The sequence below is a fragment of the Cyanobium sp. ULC065 genome, from assembly GCF_977927515.1.
In genome coordinates this window covers 947,624-969,617 of the sequence record NZ_OZ376393.1, presented here as the reverse complement: position 1 = coordinate 969,617, position 21,994 = coordinate 947,624, and the positions used below count along the sequence as shown (strand labels likewise).

The 21,994-nt window shown below is 68.4% G+C and carries 23 protein-coding genes and 1 tRNA gene; 19 read left to right on the top strand and 5 right to left on the bottom strand.

Annotation, left to right across the window (positions count from 1 at the left end):
- Positions 1–85: 85 nt before the first annotated feature.
- Entirely contained in the window at positions 86–2,944 is a 2,859-nt protein-coding gene (locus tag ACXMDP_RS04610; protein ID WP_259729950.1) for a hypothetical protein, read from the bottom strand.
- A gap of 378 nt (positions 2,945–3,322) precedes the next feature.
- On the opposite strand from ACXMDP_RS04610, the gene rseP reads away from it, so the two are divergent.
- The 6 genes from rseP to ACXMDP_RS04580 all read left to right on the top strand — a co-directional run bounded on the left by rseP (position 3,323) and on the right by ACXMDP_RS04580 (position 9,033).
- Positions 3,323–4,411 (top strand): RIP metalloprotease RseP, encoded by a 1,089-nt coding sequence (rseP, locus tag ACXMDP_RS04605; protein ID WP_259729978.1) that lies wholly within the window; start codon positions 3,323–3,325, stop codon positions 4,409–4,411.
- Between the two features lies 1 nt (position 4,412).
- Positions 4,413–5,096 carry an endonuclease III gene (nth, locus tag ACXMDP_RS04600; RefSeq protein WP_255140488.1) on the top strand — a complete coding sequence of 228 codons (684 nt, stop codon included), beginning with the start codon at positions 4,413–4,415 and terminating at the stop codon, positions 5,094–5,096.
- A 34-nt stretch (positions 5,097–5,130) separates the two neighbouring features.
- Positions 5,131–5,433, top strand: coding sequence for a 30S ribosomal protein S14 (gene rpsN, locus ACXMDP_RS04595; protein WP_094510152.1), 303 nt, complete (start codon positions 5,131–5,133; stop codon positions 5,431–5,433).
- Positions 5,434–5,535: 102 nt separating this feature from the next.
- Positions 5,536–7,656 carry a polyribonucleotide nucleotidyltransferase gene (locus ACXMDP_RS04590; protein WP_259729949.1) on the top strand — a complete coding sequence of 707 codons (2,121 nt, stop codon included), beginning with the start codon at positions 5,536–5,538 and terminating at the stop codon, positions 7,654–7,656.
- A 210-nt stretch (positions 7,657–7,866) separates the two neighbouring features.
- Entirely contained in the window at positions 7,867–8,721 is an 855-nt protein-coding gene (gene rsmI, locus ACXMDP_RS04585; protein WP_259729948.1) for a 16S rRNA (cytidine(1402)-2'-O)-methyltransferase, read from the top strand.
- A gap of 69 nt (positions 8,722–8,790) precedes the next feature.
- Positions 8,791–9,033 carry a hypothetical protein gene (locus ACXMDP_RS04580; RefSeq protein WP_094510144.1) on the top strand — a complete coding sequence of 81 codons (243 nt, stop codon included), beginning with the start codon at positions 8,791–8,793 and terminating at the stop codon, positions 9,031–9,033.
- On the opposite strand, the gene ACXMDP_RS04575 is transcribed toward ACXMDP_RS04580, so the two are convergent.
- A complete protein-coding gene (locus ACXMDP_RS04575) occupies positions 9,012–9,965 on the bottom strand; it encodes a hypothetical protein (protein WP_259729947.1) in 954 nt (317 codons plus the stop codon). The two genes, ACXMDP_RS04580 and ACXMDP_RS04575, sit on opposite strands and share 22 nt — an antisense overlap.
- A gap of 40 nt (positions 9,966–10,005) precedes the next feature.
- Between ACXMDP_RS04575 and ACXMDP_RS04570 the strand changes: the two genes are divergently transcribed.
- Positions 10,006–10,079: transfer RNA gene (locus tag ACXMDP_RS04570), tRNA-Arg, on the top strand.
- A gap of 60 nt (positions 10,080–10,139) precedes the next feature.
- Here the strand turns inward: ACXMDP_RS04570 and ACXMDP_RS04565 are convergent.
- A complete protein-coding gene (locus ACXMDP_RS04565; protein ID WP_259729946.1) occupies positions 10,140–10,895 on the bottom strand; it encodes an acyl-CoA desaturase in 756 nt (251 codons plus the stop codon).
- A 244-nt stretch (positions 10,896–11,139) separates the two neighbouring features.
- On the opposite strand from ACXMDP_RS04565, the gene ACXMDP_RS04560 reads away from it, so the two are divergent.
- The 9 genes from ACXMDP_RS04560 (at position 11,140) to ACXMDP_RS04520 (ending at position 17,117) form a co-directional block, all read left to right on the top strand.
- Positions 11,140–11,664, top strand: a complete 525-nt coding sequence (locus ACXMDP_RS04560; protein ID WP_259729945.1) for an NAD(P)H-dependent oxidoreductase subunit E — start codon at positions 11,140–11,142, stop codon at positions 11,662–11,664.
- The gene (locus tag ACXMDP_RS04555; protein WP_457767090.1) at positions 11,661–12,611 is read left to right on the top strand and encodes a hypothetical protein; all 951 of its coding nucleotides are present in this window, start codon (positions 11,661–11,663) and stop codon (positions 12,609–12,611) included. Before ACXMDP_RS04560 ends, ACXMDP_RS04555 begins: the two co-directional genes overlap by 4 nt.
- 6 nt (positions 12,612–12,617) lie before the next feature.
- Positions 12,618–13,307, top strand: a complete 690-nt coding sequence (locus tag ACXMDP_RS04550) for an NADH-ubiquinone oxidoreductase-F iron-sulfur binding region domain-containing protein (RefSeq protein ID WP_457767089.1) — start codon at positions 12,618–12,620, stop codon at positions 13,305–13,307.
- Entirely contained in the window at positions 13,304–14,017 is a 714-nt protein-coding gene (gene hoxU / locus ACXMDP_RS04545) for a bidirectional hydrogenase complex protein HoxU (protein ID WP_259729943.1), read from the top strand. The genes ACXMDP_RS04550 and hoxU overlap by 4 nt, the downstream gene beginning before the upstream one ends.
- A complete protein-coding gene (locus ACXMDP_RS04540) occupies positions 14,014–14,559 on the top strand; it encodes an NADH-quinone oxidoreductase subunit B family protein (protein WP_259729942.1) in 546 nt (181 codons plus the stop codon). The genes hoxU and ACXMDP_RS04540 overlap by 4 nt, the downstream gene beginning before the upstream one ends.
- 3 nt (positions 14,560–14,562) lie before the next feature.
- Entirely contained in the window at positions 14,563–16,077 is a 1,515-nt protein-coding gene (locus tag ACXMDP_RS04535; RefSeq protein ID WP_259729941.1) for a Ni/Fe hydrogenase subunit alpha, read from the top strand.
- Entirely contained in the window at positions 16,074–16,565 is a 492-nt protein-coding gene (locus ACXMDP_RS04530; protein WP_259729940.1) for a hydrogenase maturation protease, read from the top strand. The genes ACXMDP_RS04535 and ACXMDP_RS04530 overlap by 4 nt, the downstream gene beginning before the upstream one ends.
- A complete protein-coding gene (locus tag ACXMDP_RS04525) occupies positions 16,558–16,800 on the top strand; it encodes a hydrogenase maturation nickel metallochaperone HypA (protein ID WP_259729939.1) in 243 nt (80 codons plus the stop codon). The genes ACXMDP_RS04530 and ACXMDP_RS04525 overlap by 8 nt, the downstream gene beginning before the upstream one ends.
- A gap of 77 nt (positions 16,801–16,877) precedes the next feature.
- Positions 16,878–17,117 (top strand): Rieske 2Fe-2S domain-containing protein, encoded by a 240-nt coding sequence (locus ACXMDP_RS04520; RefSeq protein ID WP_259729938.1) that lies wholly within the window; start codon positions 16,878–16,880, stop codon positions 17,115–17,117.
- Here the strand turns inward: ACXMDP_RS04520 and ACXMDP_RS04515 are convergent.
- Both ACXMDP_RS04515 and ACXMDP_RS04510 read right to left on the bottom strand, forming a co-directional pair.
- Positions 17,076–17,447 (bottom strand): Rieske (2Fe-2S) protein, encoded by a 372-nt coding sequence (locus tag ACXMDP_RS04515; protein WP_259729937.1) that lies wholly within the window; start codon positions 17,445–17,447, stop codon positions 17,076–17,078. The two genes, ACXMDP_RS04520 and ACXMDP_RS04515, sit on opposite strands and share 42 nt — an antisense overlap.
- Positions 17,411–17,635, bottom strand: a complete 225-nt coding sequence (locus ACXMDP_RS04510; protein WP_457767088.1) for a hypothetical protein — start codon at positions 17,633–17,635, stop codon at positions 17,411–17,413. The genes ACXMDP_RS04515 and ACXMDP_RS04510 overlap by 37 nt, the downstream gene beginning before the upstream one ends.
- 507 nt (positions 17,636–18,142) lie before the next feature.
- On the opposite strand from ACXMDP_RS04510, the gene ACXMDP_RS04505 reads away from it, so the two are divergent.
- The 3 genes from ACXMDP_RS04505 (at position 18,143) to hypF (ending at position 21,977) form a co-directional block, all read left to right on the top strand.
- Complete coding sequence (locus ACXMDP_RS04505; protein ID WP_457767087.1) at positions 18,143–18,523, top strand: hypothetical protein; 381 nt, start codon at positions 18,143–18,145, stop codon at positions 18,521–18,523.
- Between the two features lie 251 nt (positions 18,524–18,774).
- A complete protein-coding gene (hypB, locus tag ACXMDP_RS04500; protein ID WP_259729934.1) occupies positions 18,775–19,467 on the top strand; it encodes a hydrogenase nickel incorporation protein HypB in 693 nt (230 codons plus the stop codon).
- On the top strand, positions 19,464–21,977 hold the full coding sequence (gene hypF / locus ACXMDP_RS04495) for a carbamoyltransferase HypF (protein WP_259729933.1): 2,514 nt from the start codon (positions 19,464–19,466) through the stop codon (positions 21,975–21,977). The genes hypB and hypF overlap by 4 nt, the downstream gene beginning before the upstream one ends.
- Positions 21,978–21,994: the final 17 nt, after the last annotated feature.

Sequence of the window (21,994 nt, the reverse complement as noted above, 5' to 3'; positions counted from 1 at the left end):
CTCCACGATGGCGGATCCCTGTGCTGCAGAGGAAGGGCCATGGCTGTTGTGATGGCCTCTGTGATTGAGTGGGTTGCGCATCAGCTCAATCCAGGGATCCTTTGCGTGCAGCCGTTGAGGAACGCGCCACCCAGTCGATTCCATCCCAGCGAATGAACGTGAGATCCGCGGAGTTGGAAGCGCCCACCAATTGCGTGAGGTCGGTGGATGCCGAAGGCGGAACCCTGAAGTGGTTTTGTCCGCAGGCGTAGATCGTGCGGGCCCAGAGCCTTCCGCCAAAGTTCCAGCTGTCATCGCCGGCAAACTCTGCAGCGGGAATGGCAGGAATGGTGTCGCACCCATTCACAGCAAAGGAGAACAGGCCCCAGGGGAAATAGAACCATGCTCCTGCAATGCGCGAACGATTTGCAGCGCTGGCGCTGGAATCGGCACCGATGGCGATGATTTGATTGCAGGGCTGGTTGCTGAGATTCAGATCTGTGCAGTTGTTCGCAGGGGCAGTATCCCGCCCAAACATATTGAAGCGATCATACTCGCCCACTGGATTGAACGCATTTTCAGGCACCAGGGTTTTGCAGTTTTCAACGGGAGCTGTTGTAAGGGGATTGGCCCTTGAGCAGATCACGTTGGCCATCGTTGCACCACCGATCAGATTGATCAATGGATCGTTGCCGTTGATGCCGCGCGTATCTTCCGTTCTGTTGTAATAGAAGGTAGTGGAGTGATCAGTTGTGTCAATCCAGAGCACATTACCAAGATTGATCATGTCCACACTTGGGCCGAGGCAATGGAATCCGCCTGTGAAATTCGAGGTTGCCGGAAAACTTGAGCTGTATTCACACGTGTTGCGGTACTGCGGATCGAGCCCAGCAGAGGAGCTCTTGATGGCAACGGTATCCAGGGTTACCGTGTTGATTCGGTTCGTGCCTGTATTGAAGTCGCTGTTGGCCCGCAGCCTGAACTTCACAAAATGGCTGAAGCGATTGGTTGAGGTGTTATCTGCTGCAGGCGTCAGTGCCGCCGGCGGGAAAGCGATCCGGCAGGTGTATGTGGATCCCGAAAGCACACAGTTGCTGCCTGTGGCACCGCCTGAGTGAGCAACATTGCCGTCCGCCCTCACTGTAGCTAGCTGCACCCAACCGGCATCCGTGTTGATGAGCTCGTCAGTGGTAATGCCTGACGCAAAACTATAATCCAAACGCAGCGCCGAGATGGTCGAAAAACTGCCTGATCCTGTGCGGGCAAAGGTGAACTCCAGCCAGGGAGTTGCCAAGCCGAAAAGATTCACGGCACGGGCCAAGGCCGGTGCATTGGTGAAGGTGGTGCCGAAATCACCACCAACATCCTGGAAGGTAACCTGGCCGCCGGAAATGGTCAGATCCCCTGAGGTGAGGGGGAGCGCACCGTTTGATGTGTCACGCTCCACCCATTCGGTGGGCCAGCGTGGCGTGCTGCCTAATGTGCGGCCAGAAAAGCTGTTGGAAGCAAAATCATCGCCGATTCCGCCATTCACGGGACCTGGCCTTGAAATCACAGCCCAGGTGTGAACGGTTGAGCCACTAAACACAGAGGCACAAGCGTTACCAGCCAGATACTTCGTGTTGCAGTACTCCAGGAAGGGGCCCGGCGTTACCTGGCCAAGGCCAGTGGCACCGTTGCCACGAATCCACACATTGACAGTGTTATCAGCAACCGAGTCCGCCCGGATCTGGGGATAACCGCCAAGGCTGGCAGAGTTCACCGTCTGCTTGCTGACCGTGTCGGGGTAGTCACCGGCCGTCCAGTTGTAGGTGTATTTACTCGTGATGCTGGGGAGACCCGCCGAGAGGAAAAGCGGCACCACCGGGATGCAGGAGGCCGCGCGACCAGCGATCGATGCCGCATCGCCCCAGCTGATCGGGCAGGGGTTGGGCGCACCGCTTGGCACACCAAAAGCAGCAAGATTGCCAGCCGGCACGCCTGGCATCAAATCATTCACTGTGTCTCTGGTGTTGGGAACCATGCGAAAGCCAACCTGCCGGCCGCCGACCACCTGATCCGTGGTTCGGTCCCAGGTGTGGGTGGGAGCGGCAATGATGCCCAGGATCGATCCAATGTTGACCACCTGATTGTTCGTGTTTCTACGGGTATAGCGGTCGTTGGCCAGCTGGGAGAAAAACCTGCCACCGTTGATGCCGGTGATGATGCCGAATTCAATGCCGCAGAACCGGCTATCGGCCCCCAGATCACCAGCCGCAGAAGCACCGGAGGTGGATCCACCGGAGGCATTGGTTCCGAACGAACCGCCACAGCACTTCGGCACCACCTCAAATTCCTTGGTGATGGTTGAAGAAGAGAAAGTGCCATCCGGCCGGTACACCCGCCCCTCCACAGTGACCGCAATGAATCCTGTGTTCGTGCCCGGCCGGAGTGCACCACTGCCGTCGGGATCATCCAGGTTCAGCAAAGCGTTGAAGCTGGTTCCTGCGGGGATGATTCCGTCCTGGCTTAAGGCTGTGCCATTGGCTGCGAACGTTCGAAACACCGATCGACGATCCAGAGCGCCCTGATTGCCCGCGGAATAACGGATCGACTGAAGGGCAAAGCGACGATTGCCCTGGTTCACCTGGGCAAGGTCTTCAAGGTTGCGGAACTGGCCATTGGCCAGGCCAACGGCTCTGGCAGAAGGAAAGCCGTTGACGCCAGGGCGCTCATTGCTGGTGGAGATGCAGGGGCTCTGCAGGGCCGCGTTGGTTGTGGTCCATTGGTTGGGAGGCGTGCTCCCCGCCACCAGCAGTTGGCGGTTTTCCGGTTGGTTGAAGGTGGCAATGATCTGATCGGCGCCTGCCTCCGCCACCTGCTGGGCATCACGGCTTTCACCACTGCCCAATGACGCCAGGTTGGAGCCGGTGACCACCGCCACCAGACCCAGCGAACCCACCAGCAGCGCCAGGACGACAAGCATCCCCGCCACCATGACGGAGCCCGTTTGCCTGTCCGCCCGGGCGGAGCCACTGAGGAGATGAAACAGCAATCGGGCCTTGAGAACCCGAGCATGGGGGGGGGTGACAGTACGCACGCCGCGGCGCGAATTCCTACCAGGCATCCCGGGACGACCCACTCAGTCGAAAAACTCTAGCAAAGCTCTGGGGGATCTCTCACCATTTCATAAGATCTCCTGCAACGCAGTGTGTTCCTGGGTCCGCGAGCCCGAAGCCACCCTGTTGTGGGTGGGCTGGCGCAGCAAGCCATCAGGGTGTGGGAGGAGCTGGGGGAGGGGTTTCCGGCACGCACGCAGCCCGGCGCACCCCGCACAATGGACAAATTGCCTGAAGCCAACGGAATGGGTGTGCTCGCGGCCCTGGCCATCCTTGCCGGCCTGATCGTCGTCCACGAAGCGGGGCACTTCTTCGCAGCCACCTGGCAGGGGATCAGGGTCAGCGGCTTCTCGATCGGCTTCGGCCCGGTGCTGCTGGAGCGGCGGCGCCGTGGCGTGCAGTTCGCCCTGCGGGCCATCCCCCTCGGCGGCTACGTGGCCTTTCCCGACGACGACGAGGACAGCGACATCCCGGCCGACGATCCGGATCTGCTGCGCAACCGCCCGCTGCCGCAGCGGGCCCTGGTGATCGCCGCCGGCGTGCTGGCCAACCTGCTGCTGGCCTGGGCCGTGCTGGTGGCCCAGGGGGCCGTGGTGGGCATCCCCGCCGGCTTCAGCGCCACCCCCGGTGTGGTGGTGGCGGCGGTGCAACCCGGCCTGCCGGCGGCAGCCTCCGGCCTGCGCCCCGGCGACCGCATTCTCAGCCTGGCGGGCACCTCCCTGGGCGGCGGCCAGAGCGCCGTGGAGGGCCTGGTGGCCGACATCAAGGCCGCTCCACAGCGCTCGCTGCAGCTGGTGGCTGAACGCGCCGGCAGCACCGTGAAGCTCACGCTCACGCCCGATGCCCAGAACGGCATCGGCCGCATCGGCGCCCAACTGCAACCCAGCGGCAGCGAGGCCTTCCGGCCTGCCCGCAGTCCGCTGGAGGTGATCGGCCATGCCAACCGCACCTGCCTCAAGCTGATCCGCCGCACCGTGGATGGCTTCGTTTCCCTCGTCACCCACTTCGGCGAGACGGCACCCCAGGTATCGGGGCCGGTGAAGATCGTGGAGATGGGCGCCTCCCTCGCCCGCGACGGTGGCGGCAGCCTCTTTCTGTTCACGGCGCTGATCTCGATCAACCTGGCCGTGCTCAACGCCCTGCCGCTGCCCCTGCTCGATGGCGGCCAGTTCGTGCTGCTGCTGCTGGAGGGCCTGCGCGGCCGGCCGCTGCCGCAGCGCCTGCAGCTGGCCTTCATGCAGTCGGGCTTCCTGCTGCTGGTAGGCCTCAGCCTGGTGCTGATCGTCAAGGACACCAGCCAGCTCTCCGCGGTGCAGCAGCTGCTGGGCCGCTGACGTGCCCCGCTTCCCCACCGCCCGCCAGCGGGCGCCACTGATCCTGGAGCGCCTGGCCACGCTTTACCCGGAGGCCACCTGCTCGCTCGACTGGCGCACCCCCTGGGAGCTGCTGGTGGCCACCATGCTCTCGGCCCAGTGCACCGACGAGCGGGTCAACAAGGTGACGCCGGCCTTGTTCGAGCGCTTCCCCGACGCGGCCGCCGCTGCAGCCGTGGACAGCGACGCGGTGGAGCCCTATGTGAAATCCACCGGCTTCTTCCGCAACAAGGCCAAAAACATCGTGGCCGCCTCCCGATTGCTGCTGGAACGCCACGGCGGCCAGGTGCCGGCCTCGATGCCGGAGCTGCTGGAGCTGCCGGGCGTGGCCCGCAAGACGGCCAACGTGGTGCTGGCCCATGCCTTCGGCATTCATGCCGGCGTCACGGTGGACACCCATGTGCGGCGCCTCAGCAACCGGCTCGGCCTCACCCGCCAGAGCGAACCGGTGAAGATCGAGCCCGACTTGATGAAGCTGTTTCCGCAACCGGAGTGGGAAAACCTCTCGATCCGGCTGATCTTCCATGGCCGCGCCGTGTGCCGCGCCCGCAACCCCGGCTGCGGCAGCTGCCCGATGGCTGATCTCTGCCCCAGCCATCCCGACCACGGACCGGGCGGCAGACGCACCGTTCCTGCCGCAGGGTAGGGTTGATCCTCATCCGCAACAGCAAAGCAGCCGCATGGCGAAGAAGTCGATGATCGCGCGCGACGTGAAGCGCAAAAAAATCGTGGCTCGTTTCGCTGTCAAGCGCGCCGCTCTGAAGGCCGCGTTTGAAGCCGCCGCCGATCCCATGGAACGGCTGGAGATTCACCGCCAGATCCAGGGCCTGCCCCGCAACAGCGCCCCCAACCGGGTGCGTAACCGCTGCTGGGCCACCGGCAAGCCCCGCGGCTATTACCGCGATTTCGGCCTGTGCCGCAACCAGCTGCGCGAGCGCGCCCACAAGGGCCTGCTGCCGGGTGTCACCAAGTCCAGCTGGTGAGCCGCTGAACCTGCGCCGGCTCTCCTGCACCACCGCTCCACGGGGTTAAGGGAGGGCCGGATGCGAGACTGCCTTTCGACAACAAAACGGACATAAGACGACGTGCCAGGAAAAATTCAGTCGGTCTCCTTCGATGGTCGGGAGATCCGGCTGACCACAGGGCTGTATGCCCCCCAAGCTGGGGGATCGGTGTTGATTGAATGCGGTGATACGTCCGTGCTGGTCACGGCCACCCGCGCCAAAGGCCGCGAAGGCATCGATTTCCTGCCCCTCACCTGCGATTACGAAGAACGGCTGTATGCCGCCGGGCGCATCCCCGGCAGCTTCTTTCGCCGGGAAGCACGCCCCCCCGAGCGGGCCATCCTCACCACCCGCCTGATCGACCGCCCGCTGCGGCCCCTGTTCCCCTCCTGGCTGCGCGACGACATTCAGGTGGTGGCCACCACCCTCTCGCTGGATGAGCGGGTACCGCCCGATGTGCTGGCGGTCACCGGCGCTTCGATCGCCACCCTGCTGGCCCGCATGCCCTTCTATGGCCCGATGGCGGCCGTGCGCGTGGGCCTGCTGGGCGACGATTTCGTGCTCAACCCCAGCTTCCGCGAGATCGAGCGCAGCGACCTGGATCTAGTGGTGGCCGGCACACCGGCAGGTGTGGTGATGGTGGAAGCGGGTGCCAACCAGCTTCCCGAACAGGATGTGATCGAGGCCATCGACTTCGGCTACGAAGCGGTGGGTGAACTGATCAAGGCCCAGCTCACCCTGCTGAGCGACCTCGGCATCGAGCAGGTGATCCCCGAGCCGAAGGTGGAAGATCCCGCCCTGCCGGCCTTCCTCGAGCAGGAATGCGGCAAGGGGATCGGTGAGGTGCTCAAGCAGTTCACGCTCACCAAGGCGGAGCGCGATGCCCAGCTCGATGCCATCAAGGCCGAGGTGGCCGTCAAGATCGGCGCCCTCAGCGAGGACGACCCGATCCGCATGGCCGCCGCCGGCAAGGCCCTGGGCAACACCTACAAGGGCATCACCAAGAAGCTGATGCGCGCCCAGATTCTCAGCGAAGGCAAGCGGGTGGATGGCCGCAACCTCGACGAGGTGCGCCCCATCACCGCCGCTGTGGGTGTGCTGCCCAAGCGGGTGCATGGCTCGGGCCTGTTCCAGCGTGGGCTCACCCAGGTGCTCTCCTGCGCCACCCTCGGCACCCCCAGCGATGCCCAGGAGCTCGACGACCTCAACCCGTCGAGCGAGAAGACCTACCTGCACCACTACAACTTCCCCCCCTATTCGGTGGGCGAGACCCGGCCGATGCGCTCCCCCGGTCGCCGCGAGATCGGCCATGGCGCCCTGGCGGAGCGGGCCATCACCCCCGTGCTTCCCCCGAAAGAGAAATTCCCGTACGTGCTGCGGGTGGTGTCGGAGTGCCTCAGCTCCAACGGCTCCACCTCGATGGGCTCGGTGTGCGGCAGCACCCTGGCGCTGATGGATGCCGGCGTGCCGCTGCAGGCTCCCGTGAGCGGCGCCGCCATGGGCCTGATCAAGGAAGGCGATGAGGTGCGGATCCTCACCGACATCCAGGGCATCGAGGATTTCCTCGGCGACATGGACTTCAAGGTGGCCGGCACCGAGAAGGGAATCACCGCCCTGCAGATGGACATGAAGATCACCGGTCTGGCGGTGACCACCGTGGCCGACGCCGTGAACCAGGCCCGTCCCGCCCGTCTGCACATCCTCGAGAAGATGCTGGAGGCGATCGAGAAGCCCCGCGACACCATGTCGCCCCATGCGCCGCGCCTGCTCAGCTTCCGCATCGATCCCGAGCTGATCGGCACCGTGATCGGTCCTGGCGGCCGCACCATCAAGGGCATCACCGAGCGCACCAACACCAAGATCGACATCGAGGACGGCGGCATCGTCACGATCGCCAGCCACGACGGTGCCGCCGCCGAGGAGGCCCAGCGCATCGTGGAGGGTCTCACCCGTCGCATCAGCGAAGGGGAGCAGTTCAGTGGCACCGTCACCCGCATCATCCCGATCGGCGCCTTCGTGGAGATCCTTCCCGGCAAGGAAGGCATGATCCACATCTCCCAGCTCTCGGAAGCCCGGGTGGAGAAGGTCGAAGACGTGGTGAAGGTGGGTGATCCCGTCACCGTGCGCGTGCGTGAGATCGACAACCGCGGCCGCATCAACCTCACCCTGCGCGGCGTTTCCCAGGAACCGGTGGCGGTCTGAGGTCAACGGGGCTGCCCCTGGCAGCCCACTGCCCCCAATCCACCGCCAGCCATGGCCGCACCATCGGGTGATGAAGAGCTCCCGGCCGGAGCGCTTCCTCCAGGAGACATTCACCGAGGAGAGCCTCCCCTGGGAGCCCTTCCTCTCGGCGCACCTGAGGCAAAGGCGGCATCCTCAAGGGGCGCGCTTGGTGCCGAACCGGCCGCCGGCGTGCTCTATCTGGTGGGTACTCCGATCGGCAACCTCGCTGATCTCTCCCCCCGGGCCCGGTTGGTGCTGGAGCAGGTCGATCGCATCGCCTGTGAAGACACCCGCCACAGCGGTCAGTTGCTGGCGCGGCTTGGCATTCGCCGGCCGCTGCTGAGCTTTCACCAGCACAACCAGGCCACCCGCCTGCCCGAACTGTTGGAGGCGCTGCAGCGCGGTGAGCGGCTGGCAGTGATCAGCGACGCCGGTCTGCCAGGCATTTCCGATCCCGGCGAACCGCTGGTGGCCGCCGCGCGGCAGGCGGGGCTGGAGGTGGTGTGCATTCCTGGCCCCTGCGCCGTCACCACCGCGCTGGTGAGCAGCGGCCTGCCCAGCGGCCGCTTCTGCTTCGAGGGTTTTCTGGCCGCCAAGCCCAGCCAACGCCGGCGTCAGCTTCAGGAACTGGCGGCCGAGCCGCGCACCTTGGTGCTGTTCGAGGCACCCCACCGGCTGATCGCCCTGCTGGAAGATCTGCTGGAGCTGCTGGGCGATCGCCCGCTGCGGGTGGCACGGGAGCTCACCAAGCGGCATGAGCAGCAGGTGGGGCCCACGGTGGCCGCCGCCCTGGAGCACTTCCGCCGGGTGCCGCCGCTTGGGGAGTGCACCTTGGTGCTGGGCGGCGCGCCCCCAGCGGCGCAACCCGCCTGGAACGAGGCTGCGCTACGGGCCGAGCTGGAGGCCCTGCTGGGGGGTGGGCTCAGCAAGCGGGAAGCCGCCCGCAACCTGGCGGAACGCACCGGTCACAGCCGCCGCGACCTCTACGCCCTGCTGCACCACGACAGCGCCAGTGGCGACCACGAAGGGAGTTCGCACGCCTGAGCGCTGCTGACCCGCAGGCCGCCGGCGCGTCACACTCAGGGGGCGACCCCTTCAACCACCGCCGCCGCCATGCTGGTGCGCCTTCGACTCCTGGCCGGCAGTGTGGCCGGCGGCCTGCTGCTGCTTGTGGTGCTGTGCCTAGGCGGGCAGAACCTCAACGACCGGCCCCAGCTGCGGCTCGGCTTCGGCCGCAGCGCCCCGCTACCCAGCGGCTTTCTGGTGGGCCTGGCGCTGGTGGTGGGCGTGATCAGCGGCGGGGCCGCCACAGCACTGCTGATGCCGGGCGATGATCAGGATCCGGGCAGGGAGTAAAGCGCCCCTTCGAGCACCACACGGGTGATGCCCTTGCGCAGCAGGTAGGGGGCGGTGCGGCGGATCACCTGGCTGTCAGGCACCTGGATCACCCGCTGGGTGCGGCCGCAGTGGCGTTTGGCCTGGCGTGGGTTGCTGAACACCACCAGGGCGCGGCGCCGGGATTCCTCTTCCGGCAGCAGGCCGAGTTCGGGGAAGTCGCTGAGGGGCCGGTCCTGCAGCTCCACGGTTTTGTCGACCAGCATGTAGAGGCTGTCAGGCAGGGGCGCCGCCTCGAACGGCAGGCAGGTGGCGGCAGGGCGGTCGAGCATGGTTTCGCCGACCGGCACGGGCGTGAACAGGTCGGGCTCATCGTCAGCGTCTTCGCTGTCGCTGTCGGCATCGTTGTCGTCGGCGTCATCGCCGAAATCATCCGCATCGTCGATCGCCAGCACCTGGGCATCGTCGTCGTCATCGCCGTCGGCGGCCGGATCCTGCCCGGCGGGATCGCCAAGGGTGGCAGGGGCAAATCCGGAGCCGAAGGGAGCAAGGGGCTCACTGCCGGGCTCCGCAGTGTCTGAGGCTTGGGGAAGGACATCCCCGTCGTCCGCAACCCCGCCAGTGGCGGCGGCCTGGTCTGGGGCGTCGCCGCTGGCGGCAGGCTCTGCGGCGGGCCCTTCAGCCTGGACCTCGGCCTGCTCAAACAGGGGCCCGGCGGGGATCGCGGTGGCGTCGAGCGTGTGAGCAATGGCGGCCCTGCGCATTGCCGGCCCCTTGCCGCGCTCCAGCTTGATCTGCTCGTAGCGCTCGGCGCCGATGGCGGCCTTCACCACCCGGGTGGCGGTGGCGGCGCTGCAGCCAAAGGCAGCGGCCAGCGCCTGGGCAGTGTCCCCCTGCTGATAGCGGGCGACGAGCTCCTGCCGATGAGCGTCGCTGAGCCGGGTGGACGCCATTGGGAAGGTTTCACAGCAGACCACCTTAGGCTGTGCCGGTGGGCCGTTAGCTCAGTTGGATAGAGCATGCGACTTCTAATCGCACGGTCGCTGGTTCGAATCCAGCACGGCCCGTTTTTCCTGCCGTTCGGCCACTCCTGAGCTCAGGGGGCAAGGGTGAGCGGTTTGTCGCGCTTACGGCGCAACGGCTAGCGGAGTGCCACCGCTGGCCCGCTGCAGCAGGGTGTCGTCGGAGGGCTGGCGCAGCTGGTCGGCGAGGCCGAAGCGTTGCAGCAGCCGGATGAAGCGGAAGGTGGGGTCGGGCCGCAGCCGCAGCTGGCCGTCGCGCACGGTGTAGCCCTGACGCACCGCGAAGGGGAAGGCGTGATGCAGGTTGTGCCAGCCCTCACCGAGCGTGATCAGTGCCACCAGGGCGTTGTTGCGGCTGTGGTCGTCGGTGCGGAAGGGCTGATCGCCCCACACATGCGCCACCGAATTCACCGTGGCCACGCCGTGGAACAGCACGGTGGTGCTGAGGAAGAAGGCGCCCAGATACATCCAGCCACCCACCAGATAAGACAGCCCGGCGAGGGCCAGCAGTGGCAAGGAATGGAGCCGATCGAGGCGGCGCAGCACCGGATCCGCTTCCACGTCCGCCGGCAGCTCATCGGGGAAGAAGCTCGAGCGCAGCAGCCAGCCGGCCTGGGAATTCCACAGCCCCCGCCAGCCATGGAGCGGCATCAGGGGGGTGTGGGGGTCGGCGGCGGTGTCCACGTGGCGGTGGTGCTGCAGGTGGTGGGCCTTCCACCAGCTCGGGCCCATCTGTCCGGCGGAAGCCGCCACGGCGCAGCCGATCCAGAGCACGGCACGCGGGGCGCGGTAGCTGCGGTGCACCAGCAGGCGGTGATACACCGACGTGATCGCCAGCATGCGCACCAGATACAGCCCCACCGCCCAGAGCAGGGCTCCGAGGCTCAGGCCCGTGACCAGCAGCAGCAGGCAACCGATGTGAAAGGAAACAATGAAGATCGGTCCCAGCAGGTACAGGGAACGGTGCAGGCCGGAATTCAGAAGGAGAGGTGAGCGCTGGCTTCAAGCTAGTGGGCGCCCTTGCGCGCTGTTCGCGAAGAAATCCCCCAGCCGCGGGCCACCGGGCCGGGGCTGCCTACGTTGAAGCCGGCGGAGCGGTGGTTCCATGCGCCCAGCACCCGGGCCTGAGGGCAACCGGCTCGAACCCGGTTCAGGGCAAGTCGACCAGCCCCCGGTGCCGTTCGCCGCGCTGGAGCCGCTGCTGCGTCGCCATCACCACAGCGCCGGTGGCCTGATCGAGGTGCTGAACGGGGCGCAGGAGATCTATGGCCACCTCAGCGAGCCGCTGCTGCGCCATGTGGCCCGCAGCCTGGCGTTGCCGGACAGCCAGGTGTTCGGCACCGCCAGCTTCTACCACCTGTTCCGCTTCCAGCCCCCGGCGCGGCACAGCTGCGTGGTGTGCACCGGTACGGCTTGTGAAGTGAACGGCGCGTCTGCGCTGGTGGCGGCCCTGGAGGGCGCCCTAGGGCTTCGCCTCGGTGGACGCAGCGGCGACGGACTGGTGAGCCTGGAGGGCGTGCGCTGCCTGGGCACCTGTGGCGCCGCTCCGGTGCTGGTGATCGATGGCGTGGCATTGCCGCAGCAGAGCCCGGCCCGTGCCCTTACGGCCCTGCAAGCGCTGACGCCATGAGCGCCATCAGCCCCGGCGGTGAGGCGATGCAGCAAGTGCGCTGTTGCAGCGCTGCCGGCTGTCTGGTGAGCGGGGCGGGCCCATTGCGCGAGGCGCTGGAAGCGGCCGTGGTCCGCCGCGGCCTTGAGCAACGGATTGCGATCACCCCTGTGGGCTGCCTGGGCCCGTGCAGCCAGGGCCCGCTGCTGGCGGTGGACCCTGAGGGCGCCCTGTTCAGCGGCGTCGAGGCGGCTGAGGCCGACGGGCTGATCGTCGCCCTGGCCCGGCGCTCGCAGGTGGCGGCACCCGAACAGGACGGACCGCTCCGCTGGCAGCCGGCCCACGGCGAACGGCTCGACACCGGCGCCCCCTTCTTTGCGCGGCAGCGGCGCATCGTGCTGGAGCACTGCGGCCGGATCGACCCGGAGCGGATCGAGGCGGCGATCGCCTGCGGTGCCTACACCCAGCTCTGCCGCGTGGTGCAGACCCTCAGCCCGGCCAAGGTGGTGGACACGCTGCGCCGCAGCGGCCTGCGCGGGCGCGGCGGCGCCGGCTACCCCACCGGGCTGAAGTGGGCCACGGTGGCCGCCATGCCGGGCGAGCACAAGGTGGTGGTGTGCAATGCCGATGAAGGCGACCCCGGCGCCTTCATGGACCGCAGTGTGCTGGAAGGCGACCCCCACCGCGTGCTGGAAGGAATGGCGATCGCGGCCCATGCGGTGGGAGCAGATCAGGGGTTCATCTACGTGCGCGCCGAATACCAGCTGGCGATTGCCCGTCTGCGCCGGGCGATCGAGCAGGCCCACCAGTGGCAACGGCTCGGCCAGCAGCTCTTTGGCACCTGCTTCAGCTTCACGGTGGAGCTGCGGGTGGGCGCCGGGGCTTATGTGTGCGGCGAGGAAACGGCACTGATCCGCTCGATCGAAGGTGGACGCGGCACGCCCCGCCCCCGCCCCCTACCCCGCTGAACGGGGGTGGGCAGCCTGCCGACGCTGATCAACAACGTGGAGACCTTCGCCAACGTGGTGCCGATCCTGCGGGAAGGCGCCGACTGGTTCACCGCCATCGGCACGGCCGGCAGCACGGGCACCAAAGTGTTCAGCCTCACCGGCAACGTGCGCCGCGGCGGGCTGGTGGAGGTGCCGATGGGCACCAGCCTGGCCACGATCGTGGTGGAGATGGGCGAGGGCACCCCGGACGGGGCAGGCATCAAGGCGGTGCAGACCGGCGGCCCCTCTGGCGGCTGTGTGCCCGCCGCCCATCTCGACACCCCGGTGGATTACGAGAGCCTGCAGGCGCTGGGCACGATCATGGGCTCCGGCGGCATGGTGGTGCTCGACCACGCCACCGACATGGTGGCTCTGGCGGCCTTCTTCATGGCCTTCTGCCGCGAGGAATCCTGCGGCAAGTGCGTGCCCTGCCGCGCCGGCACCGTGCAGCTGCACGGGCTGCTGCAGAAGCACCTGGCCGGCGAGGCCACAGCCGCCGACCTGAGCCAGCTGGAGGCGCTGTGCCACATGGTGAGGGACACCAGCCTGTGCGGGCTGGGCCAGAGCGCCCCCAAGCCGGTGCTCAGCACGCTGCGCTTCTTTCGCGGCGAGTACGAGGCGCGTCTGCGATCCAGCCCCGCCACGGTGCCCACCACCGCCGGAGGAGCCCCATGAGCGTCTGCACGCTCACGATCGACGGCCAGGCGGTGGCCGCCGCCGCCGGCACCACCGTGCTGCAGGCGGCGCAACAGGCGGGGATCACCATCCCCACCCTCTGCCACCTGGAGGGCCTGAGCCCGGTGGCGGCCTGCCGCCTCTGCCTGGTGGAGATCGCCGGCAGCGACAGGCTGCAGCCCGCCTGCGTCACCGCCGTGGCGGAAGGGCAGGTGGTGCACAGCGCCACGCCACGCCTGCGCGATCACCGGCGCACCGTGATCGAGCTGCTGTTCACCGAGGGCAACCACGTGTGTGCCGTGTGCGTGGCCAACGGCCACTGCGAACTGCAGGACCTGGCGGTGGAGGTGGGCATGGACCACGCCCACCTGCCTTACCGCCACCCCCAGCGCTCGGTGGATCTCTCCCACCACCGCTTCGGGCTCGACCACAACCGATGCATCCTCTGCACCCGCTGCGTGCGTGTGTGCGATGAGGTGGAGGGGGCCCATGTGTGGGACGTGGGCTGGCGGGGTGAGCACTGCCGGATCGTCGCCGGGCTCAATCAGCCCTGGGGCGCGGTGGACGCCTGCACCGACTGCGGCAAATGCGTGATGGCCTGCCCCACCGGCGCCCTGTTCCACAAGGGCGACGGCGCCGAGGAGAAACACGAGGAGGCCTGGCGGCTGGCCGTGATCCTGCGAGCCCATCGTGCGGGGACGGCGCCATGAAACTGCGTCTCGCCACCGTGTGGTTGACGGGCTGCTCGGGCTGCCACATGTCGTTTCTCGATCTGGACGAATGGCTGATCGAGCTGGCCACCATGGTGGAGGTGGTGTTCTCGCCGATCGCCTCCGACGTGAAGATCTACCCGGAGCACGTGGATGTGGCCCTGGTGGAGGGGGGTGTGGGCACCAGCGACAACCTGGCGCTGATCCGGCAGGTGCGGCAGCGCACGCGTGTGCTGGTGGCGTTCGGCGACTGCGCCATCACCAGCAACGTGCCTGGCCTGCGCAATTCCCATCCCGGCGCTGACACCGTGCTGGAGCGGGCCTATCTGCAGCTGTCGGACGGCAGCGGCTGCCTGCCCCACGCCCCGGGGATCGTGCCGGAGCTGCTGGAGCAGGTGCTGCCGGTGCAGGCGGTGGTGCCGGTGGACGTGTATCTGCCCGGCTGCCCGCCACCAGCCGCGCGCATCCGCGCCGTGCTGGAGGCGCTACTGCGCGGCGAGACGCCAGTGATGGAGGGGGCGGAGCTGATCCGCTTCGGCTGACCCATGGACCTGAGCCCCACCCCACCGGCAGGGACACCACGCACGATCCTGATCGATCCGGTCACCCGCATCGAAGGCCACGCCAAGATCACGATCCACCTCGATGCCAGCGGCAGCGTGGCGGCCGCCCGTTTTCATGTGGCCGAATTCCGCGGCTTCGAGGCCTTCTGCGCCGGGCGGCCGTTCACGGAAATGCCGGCGCTCACGGCACGCATCTGCGGCATTTGTCCGGTGAGCCACCTGCTGGCTTCTGCGAAGGCGGGCGACCAGCTGCTGGCGGTGACGATCCCGCCGGCGGCCGAGCGGTTGCGGCGGTTAATGAACCTGGCCCAGATCATCCAGTCGCACGCGCTGTCGTTCTTTCACCTGAGCAGCCCGGATTTCCTGCTCGGCTGGGACTGCGATCCGGCGCGACGCAACGTGTTCGGCCTGATCGCCGCCGATCCTGAGCTGGCCCGCGGCGGCATCCGGCTGCGTCAGTTCGGCCAGACGGTGATCGAACGGCTGGGCGGGCGCAAGATCCATCCGGCCTGGGCGGTGGCCGGTGGGGTGCGCGCGCCCCTCAGCACCACCGACCGCGACGCGATCCGTGCGGGACTGCCCGAGGCCTTCGCCACCACCCGCGCGGCCCTAGCCCTGTTCAAACGCCTGCTGGATGGGCCGCTGGCGGCGGAAGCTGCTGTGTTCGGGGATTTTCCCTCCCTGTTCATGGCGCTGGTGGGGGCGAACGGCGCTTGGGAGCACTACGGCGGCGGCCTGCGCCTGATCGATGGCGACGGCACGCCGCTGGGCGGTGATCTGCCAGCCGATGGCCTGGGTGCCGGGCCGTTCGACGCGCTGCTGGCCGAGGCGGTGGAACCGTGGACCTACCTGAAATTCCCCTACTACAAGCCGCTGGGGCCGGAGGCGGGCAGCTACAGGGTGGGGCCGCTGGCGCGGCTGAACGTGTGCGATCACATCGGCACCGCCGGCGCCGACATCGAACTGCTGGAGCTGCGCCAGCGCGGCGGGCGGGTGGTGACCAGCTCCTTCCACTACCACCTAGCCCGCTTGATCGAGATCCTCGCGGCGCTGGAGGCGATCGAAGCCCTGCTCGATGATCCCGCCCTCTGCGACCCCCATGTGCGCGCCCGCGCCCACCTCAATGCCTTCGAGGCGGTGGGGGTGAGCGAGGCGCCGCGCGGCACCTTGTTCCACCACTACCGGGTGGATGGCGACGGCCTGATCGAGGCAGTGAACCTGGTCATCGCCACCGGCCAGAACAACCGGGCGATGAACCGCACGATCACCCAGATCGCGCGCCACCACATCCAGGCAGGCCCCAGCGCCGGTGCGGAAGGCGGGGCTGAAACCGCCCTGCCGGAGATCGCCGAGGCCCTGCTCAACCGGGTGGAGGCGGGCATCCGCTGCTTCGATCCCTGCCTGTCGTGCTCCACCCATGCCGCCGGCGAAATGCCGCTGCACGTGCAGCTGCTCGGCCCCGGCGGGGAACTGCTGCGGGAGCGGTGGCGGCCGTGAGCGCCGCCCCGGGCGGGCCGGCACCACAGCGGCGCGATCTGCTGATCGGCTGGGGCAATGATCTGCGGCAGGACGACGGCGTGGGCCTGGCCATCGCCGCTGCGGTGCAGGGCTGGCACCAGCGGCAGCTCACCGTGCTGGCCACCCGGCAGCTCACCCCGGAACTGGCACCGCTGCTGGCGGAGGCCCGCCGGGTGCTGTTCGTGGATGCCGCGCTGGCGCCGGCCTGTCCGCCGCCGGGCTGGCGGCTGGAGCGGTTGGCGGCTGATGCCGCAGCAACGGCGGCCGGGGGCCCGCCCTTCAGCCATCACGCCAGCCCCGGCGCGCTGCTGCAGCTGGCCGGCCAGCTCTATGGCCGCACCCCCCCGGCCTGGCAACTGCTGGTGCGCGCGCACCGCTGCGGGCTGGGCAGCCACCTCACGCAGGCCACCGCCGCCCTGCTGCCCGAGGCCCTGGCGGCGGTGCGGCGCTGGTGCGGCGATGCATGAACTGGCGCTGATGGAGGAGGTGCACCGGATCGCCCTGGCGGCCGCCGCGGCCGAAGGGGCCGCGCGGATTCATGGGCTGCGCCTGCGGGTGGGGCAACGGGCCGGGGTGGATCCCGACGCGCTGCGTTTCGCCTTTGAGGTGGTGATGGCCGGTGGCATCGCTGCGGGGGCCATCCTGGTGTTGGAACTGTCCGCAGGCCGGGAGCTGGAGCTGATCGGGCTGGAGGTGTCGTGAGGAATCGCCAGAACCGCCGTGCCAGATCCCTGGGAGCCGGCAAGGATGGCGCCCAGGCGTGCTGCCGTGCCCCTCCCATGCCTGTGAGCTACTCCGCCATGCCGCTGGATCCCGCCCTGCTGCGTCCGTTCTGGTACCCGGTGCTGCCGCTGGATCAGCTGGGCGACGCGCCGGTGGCGGTGGAGCTGCTGGGAGAAGCGCTGGTGCTCTGGCGCGGAGCCGATGGGGAGCCCCACGCCGCGCCGGATCACTACCCGCACCGCTCAGCCAGGCTCTCAGGCGGCAGCCGGGCGATCTCCCAGGGGCCCACCGGGTAGCGGTAGTGGAACAGGGGCAGGGGATCGGTACGGCTGGAGCAGCTCAGCTTCAAATTCCCCCGGCAACCGCGCCCCCTGCAGGGCGGCCTCCACCTCGGGCGTCTGCCAGGCGGCGGGATCGGCCGCTTCGAACAGGCTGCGCCCCGCCGGCAGCCAGAGGGATCCCCCCCACTCCCGCAGCGGCAGGGACACCAGATGCTCGGCCGAGCCGGCCTCGCCATGGAGGGTGCGCACGCAGCGGCCGTCCTGATCGAACTCCTGGAAGTGGTAAGGGCAGCGCACGACCGAACCCTTCACCTGCGCCGGCGTGCCCGCACAGGAAAATGACACGAGCCGGTGGGGGCAGGCATCGATGTGGGCTGACACCCGCCCATCGCACCCCGCACCAGCAGGACCGGCAGGCCGAACACCCGCACGCTCAGTGCCGACTCCCGCAGCAGCTCGCGGCTGGCGAGGATCGGCCAGGCCACCAGCCGCTCCGACAACCAGGGCCGCTCGAGGCCAAGGAACCCATTCACTGGATCACTCAACAGCTGGTGGAGTTTAAGGAGGGTCTTGGCGCCGGCTGCGCTCAGGGATCGGAGCGCAGGGATCGGGAGGCGGGGGGGGGTTTCTTGGGACTTGGCGGTAGTGCAACAGGAGCAGGGTGGGGTGAAGCAGCCCTGGCCGAGCCCGACGAAGCCCCCTGCAATGAAGCGGCATCACGATAGAAACAATTGGTCGACACAGAAGGTTGATCAGAGCGAACGATTGCTCGGCATAGGCGCTGAATTTTTCCTTTCACCCACGACTCCGCGCCAGCCACAAGACAGCGCATAGTTGCAGACTGCAGCAGCAATGAAACCATGGAAGCCGAAGCTTCCTCAACAGCGAAGGGCTTGAATGGGGGATAAGCTGGCCTGATTGAAGCCCTGACATGGGCAAAGGTTTTGGCAGCCTCAAGTGCTGAACAGTCAGAACGTTCAGCGGGCAAGAACGTCACCAGCCAGACAACCTCCCCGACTCCGAAGCGCTCTATACGACAATTGGAGCGAGCCAATGCATTTCCTCTGCCGCACTGCCGCCCCACCGCCTCCTCGGCATTGTTCCTCGTGCCATTCCCACGGATCGGGCGTGATACTCACCGAGAGCACACCGCCAAACCCCTTCTCTTTATGTCTCAGCTCAGAAAGCTTCCGGCCGTTCTGCTTGGCGCGTTCGCCCTCTACCTGCTCGCTTATGCCTATGCCAGAGCGGTGGTCTTTCATGCTGTGGAGCGCTATGCGGGCGCAGAAGGCAAAGGCTCGCCGCGCCAGGATGTCATCGCCAAAAAGGATCGGTCTGCTGGAGAAGGGTGGGAATACGCGTTGTTTCTGCCGGCGATCAAGTTCGAGGAAAGCCTGAGAGCCGCCAGCCAGAAGCGCTGACTGGCTGAATCGTGCGCTATTGCTGGAACGGGAGCAGTGCGCTGCTGGTTGAGTGATGGCAGTGCGCAGTTGATCGAGCAGGGCCGTTTGGGTGCAGCAGCTTCTGCCTCGTCAAGCAGCAGCCCTCTTGCCCGGCGCCGGTCCACGGTGAGGAAGGGCTACGCCGGTGGGCCGGGCTGCGGCCGTCTCTCCAGACTGGAACCATCGCCGCCGGCTGCGCCATGTGCTCCCACTGCTCCTGCGGCCAGCCGATGACCAGCGTGACGGCAGCCTCCGCGCCGCGAAGCCTGCTGCTGCGCCACAACCTGCTGGAGCGCAACGACAGCAACGCCGCGCGCAACCGCGAGCGCTTCGCGGCCGCCGGCCTGCTGGTGGTGAATGTGCTCTCGGCTCCCGGCGCCGGAAAGACCGCCCTGCTCGAAGCTGTCGCACCCCGGTGGCGGCACGGCCCGGTGGGGGTGATCGTGGGCGATCTCGCCACCGACAATGACGCCCGCCGCCTGCAGGCCGCCGGCGCCCGCGCCGTGCAGATCCAGACGGGCGACCTGTGCCACCTGGAAGCGTCGCTGGTGGCGGGAGCCTTCGATCAGCTCGACAGCGGCGGCATGGAGCTGCTGCTGATCGAGAACGTGGGCAACCTGGTGTGCCCCACCGCCTTCGATCTGGGCGAACAGCTGCGGATCGCCGTGCTCTCGGTGACCGAAGGGGAAGACAAGCCACTCAAGTACCCGGCCCTGTTCCACTCCGCCGATGCGGTGGTGATCAACAAAACGGACCTCGCCGCGGCCGTGGGCTTCGATCGCGCCGTCGCTCTGGCCCACCTGGCAGTGGTGGCGCCCCACGCCCGCCTCTTCGAACTCTCGGCCCGCACCGGTGCCGGCCTCGAGGCGCTGCTGCACTGGCTGGAGCACCAGCGCCAGGGTGCAGTCCCGGCCTGCGCATGAGCGGCGCCCCCCGGCGGCGCCTGAGGCTCGACATTGAGGGGGTCGTGCAAGGCGTGGGCTTCCGGCCGTTCGTGCATCGGCTGGCGTCGCAGCAGCAACTGGCCGGCTGGGTCACCAACACCCCAGGCGGGGTGTCGATCGAAGTGGAGGGGAGCGCCGCCGCGCTGGAGGCCTTCCTGCAGGCGCTGGAGACCCGCCGCCCGCCGCACAGCCGCATCGACCGCCTGGCGCGTCGCTGGTTGGCGCCCCTGGCTGCGCCTGCGGGGGCGCCGAGAGAGGAGCAGCGCGAGATGCTGGGGGAAGAGCCGGACGTGTTCAGGATCCTGCCGGCAGCCCCCGCCAGCGGGCCGCACCCGGATTCCGCCTGTGGCTCCGACCCCACCAGCGCGCTCACGGGCCTGGTTCCGGCCGATCTGGCCCCCTGCGGCGCCTGCCGCGCCGAGCTGCGTGATCCACGCAACCGCCACTATGGGTATGCCTTCAACAGCTGCGCCCATTGCGGGCCGCGCTACAGCCTGCTGCGCGCCCTGCCGTTCGAGCGGGCCCACACCACCCTGGCCGGATTTGAACTCTGCGCCGCCTGCCGCCATGAGTTTCACGATCCGGGCGACCGCCGCTTTCACGCCCAGACGATCGGCTGCCCCGCCTGCGGACCGCAGCTGAGCTGGCGGCAGCGGGACGCCGGCGGGATCGGCAGCGACTGCGAGCCTGGCGCCGCCGCGCTGGCGGCAGCGGCGGCGGCGTTGCAGTGCGACCAGGTGGTGGCCCTGCAGGGGGTGGGGGGCTTTCAGCTGCTGGTGCGGGCTGCTTCAGCGGTGGCCGTCGCTGAGCTTCGGCGCCGCAAAGGGCGCCCTGAGCAACCCTTTGCCGTGCTGGTTCCCCACCTGGCCTGGGCGCGGCGTCATTGCCAGGTGTCGGCGGCGGAGGCGCGGCTGCTGGTGGGGCCGGCGGCACCGATCGTGCTGCTGCGGCGGCGCGCCGCCCCCCTCGCCGACGGGGTCGCCCCCCACACCCCCTGGCTGGGGGTGATGCTGCCGGCCTCGCCCCTGCACGCCCTGCTGCTGGAGGCGGTGGGGGAGCCGCTTGTATGCACGAGCGGCAACCGCTCGGGCGAACCGCTGGGCTTCAGCGAGGCCGATGGGCTGGACCTGCTCACGGACCTCGCCGATGGTCTGCTCAGCCACAACCGGCCGATCGCCAACCCCGTCGACGACGGCGTGGCCCAGGTGGTGGCCGGAACAGTGATGGTGCTGCGCCAGGCACGTGGCACCGCACCCACCGCCATCGCGTTGCCGGATCCGACGCCGCCACCGGCCAACGTGCTGCTGGCCATGGGCGGCCAGGTGAAAAGTGCCATCGCCATCGGCCAGGGCAGGCAGGCACTGCTGGGGCCCCATCTCGGCGATCTCGGCACGCTGGCCGGCGAACGGCGGCTGACCGGCAGCCTGCTCAGCTGGCTGGAACGCCAGCAGCTGCGCCCGGCGCGGCTCGCCGTCGACCTGCACCCCGGCTACAGCGCGCACCGCCTCGGCCGCGAGCTGGCGGAAGCCTGGGGCGGTCTTCCGGTGCTCGCCGTGCAGCACCATCACGCCCACCTGCTGGCCTGCCTGGCGGAGCACGGTCTGCCGCTGCCGGCCACAGGCGTGGCCTGGGATGGCGCCGGCTTCGGCCCCGACGGTCTGCTCTGGGGCAGCGAGTGCCTGCGGCTGGAGCCCCCGCGGGCGGGCGCCGCTCTCGGCTTCACGCACCTGGCGCGGCTGCGGCCCTTCCCCCTGCCCGGCGGCGAACGGGCCCTGCGGGAACCGCGCCGCGCCGCACTCGGGCTGCTGGTCGCCGCCTTCGGGGCGGACAGCCAGGCCCACACCCCGCCGGCCACCCGGGCCGCCTTCGGCGACGGGGAGCAGCAACTGCTGGAGCGCCTCATGGAGACAGGCCTGAAGGCGCCGCTCTGCACGAGCATGGGCCGCCTGTTCGACGCCCTCGCCTCGCTGCTCGGCCTGGTGCAGCGCTGCAGCTTCGAAGGGCAGGGGGCACTGCGGCTGCAGGTGGCGGCCGAGGCCGCGCGCGATGCACCGGAACCGCCAGGCTGGCCGGCCTACAGCCTCCCCATCTGCGCCGCAGCACCTGCTGCCGCTGCCAGCGGCGTGGCCGCACCGTGGCTGCTCGACTGGCACCCCCTGCTGACTTCCGTGCTCGACGACCTCGCCCGCGGCCGCCCCGTGCCGTCGATCGCGCTGGCCTTTCACCGCGCCCTGGCGGCCCTGCTGGTGGAGCTGGCGCAGCGACTGCAACTGCAGCGCCTGCTGCTGAGCGGCGGCTGCTTCCAGAACCGCCTGCTGCTGGAGCTGGCCGTGGCGGCGCTGGCGGACGCCGGCGTTGAAGCGGTGTGGCCCCAGCGGGTGCCCTGCAACGACGGCGGCCTCGCCCTCGGCCAGCTGCTGGCGCTGGCCTGGTCGGCATGTGAGGAAGGCACAGAGCCGGGGGTTCAGGCGCCGTTTCTCGCTCTATAGAGGAGAAGCAGACCCTG

Bases quoted from the DNA above. Each gene is read 5' to 3' on its own strand.
- ACXMDP_RS04610 (WP_259729950.1), bottom strand. From the start codon at position 2,944: ATGCTTGTCGTCCTGGCGCTGCTGGTGGGTTCGCTGGGTCTGGTGGCG.
- rseP (WP_259729978.1), top strand. From the start codon at position 3,323: ATGGGTGTGCTCGCGGCCCTGGCCATCCTTGCCGGCCTGATCGTCGTC.
- rpsN (WP_094510152.1), top strand. From the start codon at position 5,131: ATGGCGAAGAAGTCGATGATCGCGCGCGACGTGAAGCGCAAAAAAATC.
- ACXMDP_RS04580 (WP_094510144.1), top strand. From the start codon at position 8,791: ATGCTGGTGCGCCTTCGACTCCTGGCCGGCAGTGTGGCCGGCGGCCTG.
- ACXMDP_RS04575 (WP_259729947.1), bottom strand. From the start codon at position 9,965: ATGGCGTCCACCCGGCTCAGCGACGCTCATCGGCAGGAGCTCGTCGCC.
- ACXMDP_RS04560 (WP_259729945.1), top strand. From the start codon at position 11,140: ATGCGCCCAGCACCCGGGCCTGAGGGCAACCGGCTCGAACCCGGTTCA.
- ACXMDP_RS04555 (WP_457767090.1), top strand. From the start codon at position 11,661: ATGAGCGCCATCAGCCCCGGCGGTGAGGCGATGCAGCAAGTGCGCTGT.
- hoxU (WP_259729943.1), top strand. From the start codon at position 13,304: ATGAGCGTCTGCACGCTCACGATCGACGGCCAGGCGGTGGCCGCCGCC.
- ACXMDP_RS04540 (WP_259729942.1), top strand. From the start codon at position 14,014: ATGAAACTGCGTCTCGCCACCGTGTGGTTGACGGGCTGCTCGGGCTGC.
- ACXMDP_RS04535 (WP_259729941.1), top strand. From the start codon at position 14,563: ATGGACCTGAGCCCCACCCCACCGGCAGGGACACCACGCACGATCCTG.
- ACXMDP_RS04525 (WP_259729939.1), top strand. From the start codon at position 16,558: ATGCATGAACTGGCGCTGATGGAGGAGGTGCACCGGATCGCCCTGGCG.
- ACXMDP_RS04520 (WP_259729938.1), top strand. From the start codon at position 16,878: ATGCCTGTGAGCTACTCCGCCATGCCGCTGGATCCCGCCCTGCTGCGT.
- hypB (WP_259729934.1), top strand. From the start codon at position 18,775: ATGACCAGCGTGACGGCAGCCTCCGCGCCGCGAAGCCTGCTGCTGCGC.
- hypF (WP_259729933.1), top strand. From the start codon at position 19,464: ATGAGCGGCGCCCCCCGGCGGCGCCTGAGGCTCGACATTGAGGGGGTC.